Below are 12,689 nucleotides of genomic sequence, written 5' to 3' on the forward strand. Positions count from 1 at the left end.
TTCGAGAGCTAGCGGCTGGCCGTTCTGCCGCGCCCGGCGGGCAGCTTGCGCGCAGCTTCATGCAATTGCGACGCGAAGGCTTGCGCGGTCTTTGCGGGCTCCTTTTCGACGGGCGGATGCATGCCGTCCGTCAGATGGTTCGCGAGCGCGGCGAACACCGAAGGGTCGGCGAGCAGGCCGTCCGCATCGAGGCTCACGCGTCCGTGCCGGCCGAATATCCACGCCTGATCGAAGGTGCTCGCGAGCTGGCTGTCGCGCACCGTCCGGCCGACGAATTCGCCGGGCTGAAGCTCGGGCATCGTGCGGGACGCCAATGACGTATCGGGTTCGAGCGGCCAGCCGATCTGGCTGCCGTCCGCCTCGCGCGAGCGCTCGGTCGCGCGCACGGCATCCGCCTCGACGACGGGCGTCACGAACACGACAGGCACGAAGTTCTGTTCTGTCTGCGCATCGGCCGTCGTCGCGAGCGCCTGGTTCCAGTACGGGCCCGCGCTTGCTGGCGGAATATAGGGCGATGAGATATCGAGATGGATCACCAGCGCGGCTTGCGCGGTCGCGCCCGCGGTGTCGCTAACGATGTAGGTGAACGTGTCCGCCAGCACCTGACCGAGCCCGGCCGCCGCCAGCACTTGCGGGTTCGTCAGGTCGATCGCGTAGGTGTACGTGCCGTCCGCGTTCAGCGTGAGCGTGCCGTAGCGGCCTGCAAGCGCATGTCCCGGCGCGGCGGTGGCGCCGGTTTCCGACTGCACGCCGGCGACGTCGAGATGATCGTTCGCATCGGCATCGGCGTCATTGGGGAGCACGTTGCCGCGTGCCTGCGGCGCGGGCGTCTGATCGCTCGCGACGTTGCTGTCGTCGTGCGGGGCGGGTGTGTCGTCGGCGCCGTGGATCGTGACCGTGAGCGTGGCCCGCGAGTTCGCGCCCGCCGTATCGCGCATCTGGTACGCGAACGTTTCGGTGAGCGTGTCGCCGCTCGTGCGCAGCGCCTGAACGGCCGCATTGCCGTTATCCACGACATAGTCGTAGCTGCCGTTCGCATTCACGACGAGCGTGCCGTAGTGCCCCGCGAGCGCGTGTCCCGCTTCGGCGCTGCCGCCCGCGTCGTTCGCGATGCCCGCGACCTGCTTCGACTCGCCATTGGCCGCACTGTCGACGTCGGTATCGTTGGCGAGGACGTTGCCGGTGGCGTCGCGTCCCGGCGTGCCGTTGTTCACGCCGCCGGCTTCGATCGCGGTGCTGCTGTCGTCGCGCGCAACGGGCGCGTCGTTGCGGCCTTCGATGGTGACGCGCAATTGCGCCGTGCCCTGCGCGCCGAGAAAATCCTCGCTCGTATAAGTGAACACGTCCTGCAGCGTCTGGCCGCTCGTGCGCAGCGCCTGCACCGCAGCCGATGCATTGTCGACGGCATAGCGCCAGGTGCCGTCGGCGTTCATCGTCAGGGTGCCGTACGCGCCTCGCAGCGGCGTGCCGACCGCGCCGCTTTCGCCCTGCACGGCGCTCACATGGATGGCGTCGCCGTCGGGGTCCGAGTCGTTGGTGAGCACGTTGCCCGATGGATCGACGCCGGGCGTCGCGTTGTTCACGCCGCCCGCCTCGACGGCGCTTGCGGCGTCGTCGCGGACGACGGGCGCATCGTTGCGGCCGCGCACGACGATCGTGAGCTGCCCGAGGTCCGTGAGGTTGCCGCGATCGCGCACCTGATACGTGAAGACGTCATTGACGGTTTGCAGCGGACCCAGCGCGATGACCGTCGGATTGGTCGTATCCACGCGATAGAGATAGGTGCCGTTCGCGCCGATGAAGAGCGTGCCGAACTGCCCTTGCAGAATCGTGGCGTCGACGTTGCTGCTGCTGCCCGGTGCGATCGCCGACAACGGCTCGGCCGCGGCCTGGCCGCCTGCGCGGGCCGCGTTGCCGCTGAGCGAGTCGGTCTGATCGACGTCGGTGTCGTTGGCGAGCACGTTGCCGATGGCGTCGAAGGCTCTGCCGTTGCCGATATTCGCCGAAGCGAGGGCAAAATCGTCGTGGGCGACGGGCGCGTCGAAAGCGCCGCGAATCTGCACGGAGATCTGCGCCGTGTCGCTCGCGCCCGCTGCGTCGTGCATGCGGTAGGTGAAGGTTTCCTGCACGCTTTGCCCGACGATCAGGCGTTGCACGGCAGGCAGGCTGTTGTCGACGGCGTAGGTGTAGCTGCCGTCCGGGTTGATCGTGAACGTGCCGTAAGTGCCCGCAACAGAGGTCGCGCCCGCGACGGCGGCGAAGTTGCCCGGCGACGCTTCGGCGCCGGCGCGCACGCCATCGACGGCTTTGGTGTCGCCGGCGTCGACGTCCGTGTCGTTGAGCAGCACGTTGCCGGACGGATCGACGCCCGGCGTCTGGTTGAGCGTGCCGCCGGCTTCCATCGCGCTCGCCACGTCGTTTTGCGCGACCGGATTGTCGTTCCTGCCGGAAATGACGATGTCCAGCTCCGCCTGCGCCGCCGCGCCGTGCGAGTCCGTGACCGTGTAGGTGAAGCGCTCGGTCAGAAGGTCGGACGCGAGCCGCAACGCCTGCACATTCGGGTTGGCGTTGTCGACGATATACTGCCACGCGCCGTTCGCGCCGAGCGTCAGCGTGCCAAAAGCGCCGCGCAGCGGCTGGCCCAATGTGCCCGCCGTGCCCGCGCCCGACGACGCGCCCGTGCGGATCGCCGATACCGTCAGCGGGTCTCGCTCGGGATCGCTGTCGTTGGCGAGTACGTTGCCGGACGGATCGACGCCCGGCGTGACGTTATTCGCGCCGCCTGCTTCCACCGCGCGGCCGGTGTCGGTCTGAGGCGTGGGCGCATCGTTCACGCCAGTCACGGTGACGACGAGTTGCGCCTGATCCGTGAGGCCGCTCGTATCGACGATCCGGTATGTGAAGGTTTCGGTGAGCGTCGCGCCGGCCGCGAGCGCGCGCACCGCCGCGTTGTTGCTGTCCACCGCGTAGTCGTACGCGCCGTTCGCGCCGATGCGGATCGTCCCGTACAGGCCCGCGATGCTCGTGCCGTTCGCGGCGGTCGTGCCTCCGGCGACCGCCGTGAGGCTGCCGCCCGCCGCTTCGGCGCCCGTCCGGACGCCGTTCACCACGAGAAGCGTGTTCGGATTGTCCGTATGGTCGACGTCCGTGTCGATGCCGTTGCCGCCAGGTTGCGTCGTCGTGCCGGGGCGGCTCGCCTGCGTGATGACGTTGCCGGTGGCGTCGACGGGATTCACGCCGGTGGTGGCCGAACCGGCGCTGGCCGCGCCCGCGTCGTTGCTCGCGACGGGATTGTCGTTCGCGCCGTGGACTTCGATCCGCAACTGGGCGAGATCGGAGAGCCCGCCCGCGTCCGCCAGCGCGTAGGTGAAGGTATCGACGAGCGGGGCATCGGCGGGTACGAGCGCCTGCACCTGCGCATTGTTGTTGTCGATCACATAGCGATACGAGCCGTCCGCGCCGATGATCAGCGTGCCGAACGCGCCCGCGATGCTCGTGCCGTTGCCGCTCGTCGTGCCCGCCGCGATCGTCGCGAGCGGCGCGTCGACCGCGCTTTCGGGCCGGTTCGTGATGCCCGTCACGCGATGCGTTTCGCCGTTCGCCGCGCTGTCGACGTCGGTGTCGTTGGTGAGCACGTTGCCGATCGCATTGCTGCCGGGCGTGCCGTTCGCGACGCCCCCCGCTTCGGTAGCCGTTCCGTTGTCGTCGACGCCGATCGGCGTGTCGTTCGCGCCGTGGATCGTCACGGTGAGCGTCGTGCTGGCGCTCGCGTTCGCGCTGTCGTCGATCACGTAGGTGAAGCGTTCGGTCAGCGTCTGGCCGGAGAGCCGCAGCGCCTGCACGGCGGCATTGGCATTGTCGACGACGTACTGATAGCCGCCGTTCGCGCCGAGGCTCAGCGTGCCGTACAGCCCGGCGATGACGCCACGCCCCGTGTTCGGCAGGAAGATGCTCGTGCCGCTCTGGTTGGCCACCTGCACGACGCGCAGCGCGTCGCCATTGGTGGCGATATCGACGTCCGTGTCGTTGGTGAGCACGTTGCCGGTCGGATCGACGCCCGGCTGCGCGTTGGCGTTGCCGCCGGCTTCGGTCGCGCTCGCCGCATCGGGGACGGCCACGGGCGTGTCGTTGACCGCCGTGATCGTGATCGGCAGCGTGCTGGTGGTAATGCGCGCATCGCCCGCTTCGCCGGGAATGCCGTTGCCGTTGAAGTCGCCGAAATTGCCGCGATCGTTGGTGCTGACCGTCAGCGTATCCGGGCCGTTGAAGTTCGCGTTGCCGAGATATTGCAGGTTCGCGAGCGCGCTGTTCAGCGAGGCGAGCGTGCCCGTCAGCGTGAGTGTCGCGGTGTGATCGCCCGATTCGGTGACGCCGGCGGGCAGGGCGCTCAGAAAAAGCGTGCCGTGCAGCACGTTGAGCGCGACCTGAAGCGTGCCGCTGCGCGCGTCCACATCGCTCACCGTGATGCCCGCGAGACTGAGCGTCGTGTCTTCGAATCCGGTCGGCGCTGCGGGCAGCGTGTTGACAGGCGCATCGTTCTGCTCGACGTAGCCGGCATTGGCGCTCGCCGTGCCACCATCCGCGAGCGTGAAGCCGACAGTGCCGAGTGGCGTGGCCGTGTCGCTGTCGATACGCACCGCGAGCGCGCCCACCGGCTGCGGATACGTGATCGCGCCCGTGGGCGCCTGAATGCGATAGACGCCGAGCGGCAGCACGCCGAATGCGTAGTGTCCGTTCGCGTCGGTGGTGGCGGTGTAGACGAGATTGTCGGCGGTGGTGGCGAGATTGCCATCGACGCCTGCCCACGTCAGCGTGACGGTCTGGCCGGCAAGTCTGGGGCCGTCTGGCGTGGCCGATGCCGTCGCGGATGCCGTGTCGTCCCACAGCGTGCCGCTCACCACGCCGAGGCCCGCCGCGCTCGTGCGAACGTAAGTGTTGGGACTCGTGCCCGCGCCGGTGCGCTCGCCGTCCGCCGTGCCCGCGACGCCGACGCCCGAGCCGCCCCAGTTCGTGAAGCTGTCGGGCAGGCTGGTCCAGGTGAGCGTCGCGTTGGTCGGCGCGATGGGCGCGCCGTTGGGCACATCGGCGGAGTAGAACACCTGCACCTGGCTGTTCACCGCGAGTTCGGCGAAGGTGACGCGAAACCCGTTGCTCGTGTCCACCGCCGCGCCGATGCCCGCGAGTTGCGCCGCCGTGTAGGTCGTGCCGTTGATGACGAGATGGTCGAACGTATAGCCGGTCGCGCCCGTGAAGCTGTCGGTGAGCACGACATCGTAGGCCGGTGACGAGCCGCTCTGCGTGAAGCGCACGTCGACCTGAGCCGAGCCGCTATTCGCGCCGACGCCCGGATCGAAGCCGTACACCTGCTTCTGCACGCCGCTGAAATTCGGCTCGACGATATCCTCGCGCACCGTATCCGCCGTCGACAGCAGACTGGCGCCCGAACGGTCGACTGCGCTCATCGTGAGCGCCGCGCCCGCGACATTCGACGCCTGATTGGCCACGCGCGTGTTGAATTCGAGCGAGATGCCTTCGAGATCGGCGTCGCTGTCCGGATTGACGATATTGCCGAGCCGGAACGTGATCGTCTCGTTGCCGTTGGCATCCGTGGCAACGGCGATGTTCGCCGCGTTGAGCACGCCCGTGGGCGCGGCGCCCGACAGGTCCGGCGTGATCGGCAGCGCCTCGGGGCTGGTTTCGTTGCCGGTTTCGTTGAGCGTGCCGCCGGTGACGAGACTGGTGATGTCCGTCGTGATGCCGTTGTTCGAGATGAACACGATGCGCGCCGTGCCGTCGTTGATGAAGCGCAGGCCGTTCTGCAGCGTGATCTGCAGCGAGTAGTCGTTGGTGGCGCCCTCGGCAAGCAGGGAGACCACGCGGTATCGAATCACTTCGCCGACGGTGACGCTCTCGTCCGATGCGTCGGTGGGCGAGGGCGCGGGCGTGTCCGTGACACCGCCCACGCGCGAAATCGTCACGACCTGCGCGACCGGCACCGTCAGCGTCGCGCTCGTGCGGTAGTCGTTGAGCGCGCCGCTATTGAGCAGGCCGTCCGCGCCGGTGCGCTCGCCAGCGGGATCGGCGCTCGCCGATGCGGTGCCGTCGAGGCTCGTCCAGCGGGCCGTCGCGGTGTTGTCGAACGACGGCACGCTCGCCGCCGACGCGAGCACCGTTCCGGACACGCGGATCGTCACGCTGCCGCCTTTCGCGATATCGACGTTCGCGCCCGCCGCCGTGCGCAACTGGCCGCTCGCCAGTTCGAAATCCGGGCCGCCGTGATTGGTCGCGCCGTTCTGGTACGTGACGCCCAGGATCGCCAGATTGCCGAGCTGCACGGGCAGCGTATCGAGAAAGCTCACGTCGAACGCGTTGAAATCGGTGGCGGCCGCGCCGTTGCTGATCGTGATGTCGTACTCGACCGTGTCGCCTTGGTCGACACCGAATCGCGGCAGCGCGGGCGTCGTCTGCGTGACTTGCAGCGTCGGCTCGCGGATCACGACGGTCGGCGCCGCGCCGCTCTGCGCGACGGTGCGATCGAGCGCGGCCGCGCCGTTGGGCGTGTCGCCGTCCGGATCGCTGTAGACCAGCCGGCCTGGATCGGCGAGCGTCACGCCCGCCTGATTGCCGGTCGTGTTGCTCGCCACCAGATGCACGCGGATCACGAAGGAATCGTTCGCGCCGATGTTGTCGGCGGTGGCGGTGGAGGTCGCGAAGGTCCAGCGCGCGCCCGCGCCGTCAGCGCCCAGTTGGCCCGACAAGGCCGCGACGCTCGCCACGCTCACGCTGCCGTTGAAGTCCGCCGCGAGCGCGGCGCTGCCCGCGGCGGTCGTGATGATCTGATAGCCGAGCCCGCCGTTGAAGCTCGTGTCGAGGCGCAGGCCGGCGGGAATCAGGTCGTCGACACGCAGATTGCGCGTGCCGCCTTCGGGCAGCGTCACCACGATGTCGTAGGTCATGCTTTCGCCAATCACGAGGTCGCTGCCGGTCGTGTGGCTCGCGCTCGAATCGGCGTTGTCGAGCGTGCCGCCGCCGTATTGCACGCTGACGGTGGGTGCGGCGATCTGCTCGTTGGCCGTGTCGGTGAGGTCGGTCGGCGTGAAGTCCGTGCCGCCCTCGACGCTCGCGTAATGCGTGAGCGCGGCGCTCGTCCGCAGCGTGCTGCTCGCGGCGATGCCATTGACGACCGTCGCATCGTAGGTGATGACGACGACGTTCGCGCCCGCCTGATCCGCTGCCGTGCCAGCGCGTCCGGCGATCAGCGTCGCGACGCCGCCAGCGTCGAGGAACGTGATCGTGTTGCCGCTCACGCTGTAGTCCACGCCGGCCGTCAGTCGCGTGCCGTCGCCGCGATAGATCGCGAGATCGGCCGCCGCGAGACTGCCGCCGACGAACTGAAGCCCGCCGGGCAGGGTGACGGTGGTCGAGGCGTCGAACGCGCCGCCGCCGCCCGTGTTCTTGATCGCGGTGGCAAGACGCACGGTATCGCCGCCGTCGATGCCGCTGACATTGCCATCGACGGCGGTGACGTTCGTGACCGATCCCGCGAAGGGCACACCGGCGCTGCCCGGCGCATTCCAGGTTCCGGTCGTGCCGGACACGGCACCGTCGCTGCTAGACACGACGCCCTGCCGGATGTCGAGCACCGGTTCGGCGACGGAGGCGACCACGGCGACATCGGACGATACGAGCGGCGTGTGCGCGATCGTCGTGACCTGGTTCGACTGCGCGAGCACGTCGAAGGAGCGCTGATCGGCGTAAGGCTGATCGCCCACGCGCATCGTGAAGAGAACCTGGATGGTGCTGCCGCCCGTCGCGTTCGTCGCGAAGCTGCCGAAGTCGAACACGAGCGAGTTGCCGCTGCCTTCGCTCACGCTGATGAGGCCGCCCGCGTTCGTATTGGCCGCGCCGAAGCTCCACTGGCCGACGCCGCTTCCCTGCGTCCAGTTGATGCCGGTCGCGTTCAGCAGCGGCAGCGGCAGATAGGCCGCGAGCGAGAACTGCTCGTAGTCGCCGGTCACGAGGTCGTAGCGCAGGCTGAACGTGACGACGTCGCCCGGGTTCAGCTCGCCGCTCGCGGGCGGCGTCGTCCCGTTGACCGTGACGAGCGCGATATCCAAGTGACCCGTGGGCACGGTGCTCGTCGTCGACGAGTCGTCGCTCACCGAGCCGCCTGTCAGGTTGAGCCGGTCGAGCAGCAGCGTCGCGGCGACCGTCGCGTGGTTGCCGAACGAATCGCCCTCGTTGATGTCGCTTTGCGTGTAATTGCTCGCGTAGCGCTGGCCGACCACCGCGAGATAGTCGATGCGCGCCGTGGTCGCGCCCTGCCGGCTGCCATCGGAGATGATGTCGCCCGCCAGCGCGCCGGGCCGCAGCGCGCCCGCCGCCGCAATCGACGCGCCGACGTCGAAGGCGAGCGTGGTCGTGCCGTTCGCGTTGACGGTGCGCGTCGAGACGAGCGCGATGGTGTGCGTGACGCCGTCCTGCGTGTAGGTGAGCGTCGGGGTGCCGGTGAGCGTCTGGCCGTCGCCGAGCTGGTCCGTCACGATGAACTGTCCCGCGCCGAGCTGCGTCTTGCCGAGCGCGAAGTAATCGGACAGCGCGACATCGAGGGAATAGGCGAGCGTGTCGCCGGGCGTCGCACCCGCCGTGCCGGTGTCGGCTTGCTCGCTGACCTGCTTCTCCAGCGTCGCCGCCTTGGCGATGAATGTCGTGCCGGTGCCATCGGCGGTGTCGGTGAAGGCGATGCTCGTATTCGGCGGCGTGAGATCGCGCGGATCGAGCGGGACCCACTGGCCGCTTCCCGATGCCGTGCCGAACGCGATGCTCACCGGCGCGCCCGTGGTCGGATTGATCACGCTGGCGCCGGACGCATTCGTCTGCGGCACGTAGAAGCTGACCACGGTATCGACCGAACCGCTGAGACTCGCGTATTCCACCGAGTACGAACGGATGAACACGCTGTCGCTGCTGATCGCGGCACTGATGAGCGCCGCATTGGTCAGCACCGACCCGTCCTGCAACGTGAGCGACGTGATCGTGCCGCCCGCTCCCGGCGTGATCGCGGTGATTTGAACGTTTGCGGGGATGTCCTGATTGATGACCACGTCGGTGAGCGTCTGCCCGGTCGCGGCGGTTGCGGTGACGGTTTCCGTGCGCGTGAAGTTGGGGCCGGTGGCCGTCTCGCCTTCGGGCGTGTTGACGGTCTGCTTCAGCGATACGACCGTCGGATGCACGATGAAGTCCTGCAGCGCGGTCTCGATGATCGTCGGGTCCGCCGTGGGATTGTCGAGCGAGTCGTTGCCGAACTCGAATCCGCCGCGCGCGCCGATCGTCAGGTTGGGGCTGCTATTGGAGAACGACGTGTCGGCGAGGTTGCTCAACTGCGCGTTGACCTGCACCGTGATGCCGGGCTGACCCTGCGCGACGCTCGCGAACGGCAGTTCGAGCACGACGAGCTCGTCGCCGGGGCGCAGGCCGTAGGTGGCGGCGTTGACGACGAGCGCGTTGCCGCTCGCGTCCTTGGCGAGCGGATGCACCGCCCGGCCGTTGGCATCGAATGTGATGGTGAAGGCCGTGACCGCCTGGCCGAGATAGCTCGCGGAGACGAACGTGACGCCATCGTTGCCGTCGCGGCCGGTGGAGGGCATCAGGAGGTCGACATAAGGGCCGTATCCCACCTGAGTAGATGTGTTCGTGAAGGAGACATCGAAGGAGAACTGATTGCCGAGCAGGACGTTTTGCGTGGCGGTCGTGAGCGTGACCGTCGGGCTTGCGTCGGCGAGCAGGTGGTCATAGTGCGCGAGCGCGTAGGCGCTCAAGGCGATCGGTTTGTCGAGCGTGCCGCTCGTCACTTCGAGCGTCCAGTCGCCGCCGAGCGTGGCGCTGCCGGTTGCGTCGTCGGATGCGCCGACGGTTGCGCCCGTTGCGCTTGAAAGCGTCTGCACGAGTGCCTTGCCGGCATCGCCCGCGCCGATGTCGCATCCGTACAGCTCGATGTCCGCGTCGCGGTTCAGATGGCTGCGCCACGTGCCGAGCGCATCGGCCATCTGTATGAGTGTCGTGCTCGTGAAGGCCTGATTGCCGAGGGTGAACTGGCCCGCCGCGCCGTGCGAGAAGATCTGCACAGAGTCCGCGTGGCCCATGCCGGCGAGGGCGGCTGTGATCGCGCCGATCGCATCCTGCCCCGGCTGAACGACGAGCACCTGCGTGCCGGGCGGCGTTTGCGCAAGCAGTTCGCTGCCGTTCTCGACGCGGCTGTCCAGTACCACCAGGTTACGTGGCGCGACCGGCGCTGCCGCTGGCGCCGAGGCCGTTGCCGTGCCACTGCGCGCGTCCGGTGCTGGAGCGACTTCGGGCGCGGCTGCGGCATGGGCGGAATCGGAATGATGCTGGTGATCGGCGGCCGATGCGGCGGCGCCGTCGAACAGGATGCGCTGTTCGAGCGCCAGGGCCTGGCTGCGCGGCCGCAGATGAAGGGCGCCATTCGACGAACACGGGAAGTCGGCCATTTTCGCCTCGCAGATGCCTGCTGAATTGAAAGCGCTCCCCGGATTTCATTTTTCGACTTCAGAGACACGCAGAATTTCGATTTCCGAAACGAAACGGGTCCGTATGTCTATCTTGTTCGAAATGCATCTCGTTCTTTCGAATGAATTGGTATACGTAAATATATGAAGGACGGCTCCGAACGCAACACGCGGCTGGAGATTTTTTCGAGTTTTTCGCGCCGCGTTGCAGCAATCGGTCAGTCGCGTCGGGGAGGGAGGGGGCCGAAGAAGATTGTTTTGAGTCGATCTTGGCCGAATGCGCGGCCGAGTTCTGCGATCATGCAATAGTTGAATATCAGGGTGACGAGCAGAATCTGAATGGCCCAGAAGTGCGACCAGTTGATGCCGGCCCACAGGTCGTGATTTGCGGCGATGAGGTTGGGCGCGTCCTTCCAGAAATCGTACAGGCGCTCGAGGTAATGAACGAAGAGTGCGACGAGCGCATACATCAGCGTTTTCCAGGAGACGTTCCAGATCAGCGGCTTTTCGGGGAAGCGGTTGATGAACGGAAGCATATCGGCGACGAGCACCGACTTGCCGAGAATGAGCGACGCAAAAAGGACCGATGCCGACGACTCCATCGAAATGCCGGTGCCGCGGATCATCAGTGCGCGCATCAGTGCAACGATATGCAGAATCACAAAGAAGAAGATCGTAGGAGGCAGCGCCTTGATGAGTTCATGTTAGAGTTTTGCTGCGACCGTGCTCATGATTCGAACCTCCCAATGTTTCCCGGTACCGGCAGAGTCGTCGTAATGCAGACGTCCTTGCCGCTACGAAAGCGATTCGTTGTCAAACGGCGGACCTCGGCAAGGCCGCGAATACCACCCCGTCCACGCTGACCCGTCTCGCGTTCATCGCGGATATCGACAGACCGATAGGCGGAATGATCCACGTCGAGACCCGAGAGATGACAAGACTTATAACTTCTCTTGAACAGTAAAATAACGCGGATAAAAGGCAGTGTGAAATGGGTGACGGGCGCTTCGCCCACAGCTTCTGTCGCGCTGTAATCGTCTGAACGAAAATAATTCTTGCCAATCGCCCGTGGAAGCTATATCGCTTCGACGTGCACGTGTCAGCTATTGTTTGCCCTTCTCGCGGCCGTTGGTCCGGTACGCGGGTGATCAGCTTCCATGTGTCGTGCGTCGCAGCCCGGATGGTCAGGCCGATAGAACTACCTTTGCAGCGGAATCAAGTGCTTTCACGATCACGCGGGGTCTGCGCTCAACAACTTGCGAGGCAATGCGCGTGAGGGATCGCGTCGCTCATGGAGCGACGAGGACGCACGGGGAGACTGGATATGCTTCACTGCAGATTGTCGATCTGGGCAATGGCGCTATGCATTTCGGTCGCGTCCACGATTTCGCAGGCCGCAGAGCCGGCCGCGCCCGCATCGGCGCCGGCAGCCGCCAGCGCGCTTCCCGAATCTTCCGCCCCGCCTGCGGAGCCGAAGGGTGATGCCCGGCAATTGAGCCTCATGAACAAGCCCTGGACGGGCGACTTCGATGCCATACTCGACCGGCGCATGATCCGCTTTTTGGTGCCGTACAGCCGTACCCTTTACTTCGTCGACAAGGGACGCGAGCGCGGGCTTGCTGCCGAGCTGGCGCGCGACTTCGACCGCTATGTCAACAAGCAGTATGCGGCCCAGTTGAACAAGCGGCCGCTCACGGTCTATCTCATTCCGACGACGCGTGACAAGCTGCTGTCGTCGCTCAATGATGGGCTAGGCGACATTTCTGCGGGCAACCTGACCGCAACCGACGAGCGCCTGAAAATCGTCGATTTCATCGCGCCGCGCGATCGCAAGCCTGTGCGCGAACTCGAAATCACCGGACCGAAAGCGCCACCACTGGTCAAGCTCGACGATCTCGCGGGCAAGGAAGTCTTTGCGCGACGTTCGTCGAGCTACTACGAGAGCCTGAATGCGCTCAACGAGCGCTTTCAGAAGGGGGGCAAGGTGCCGATGCGGATCACGCCGCTGCCGGAAGCGCTCGAAGTCGAAGATAAGATGGAAATGCTCAACGCCGGGCTGCTAGGCATTATCGTGGTCGACGACTGGAAGGCGTGTCTCTGGGCTCAGGTGTTGCCGCGCATTGAAGTGCATGAGGATCTTTCCGTTAGCGGCGAAGGCTACCC

At 66.6% G+C, this 12,689-nt stretch carries 2 protein-coding genes and 1 pseudogene; 1 reads left to right on the forward strand and 2 read right to left on the reverse strand.

Translation table 11 applies throughout. The annotated features are described in order from the left end of the window. Positions 1–8: 8 nt before the first annotated feature. Together AWB79_RS25125 and AWB79_RS25130 are read right to left on the reverse strand one after the other, a co-directional pair. A complete protein-coding gene (locus tag AWB79_RS25125; RefSeq protein ID WP_061170149.1) occupies positions 9–10,508 on the reverse strand; it encodes a cadherin-like domain-containing protein in 10,500 nt (3,499 codons plus the stop codon). Between the two features lie 236 nt (positions 10,509–10,744). Continuing rightward, positions 10,745–11,221 carry a hypothetical protein gene (locus tag AWB79_RS25130; protein WP_096031609.1) on the reverse strand — a complete coding sequence of 159 codons (477 nt, stop codon included), beginning with the start codon at positions 11,219–11,221 and terminating at the stop codon, positions 10,745–10,747. 659 nt (positions 11,222–11,880) lie between these two features. Between AWB79_RS25130 and AWB79_RS25135 the strand changes: the two are divergent. Next, positions 11,881–12,687: pseudogene (locus AWB79_RS25135) on the forward strand (transglycosylase SLT domain-containing protein); the annotation flags it as partial. Positions 12,688–12,689 lie beyond the last annotated feature (2 nt).

This window comes from Caballeronia hypogeia, from assembly GCF_001544875.2.
Taxonomy (GTDB): Bacteria; Pseudomonadota; Gammaproteobacteria; order Burkholderiales; family Burkholderiaceae; genus Caballeronia; species Caballeronia hypogeia.

Excerpts from the sequence above, each read along its gene's own strand:
- AWB79_RS25125 (WP_061170149.1), bottom strand. The coding sequence starts at position 10,508 with ATGGCCGACTTCCCGTGTTCGTCGAATGGCGCCCTTCATCTGCGGCCG.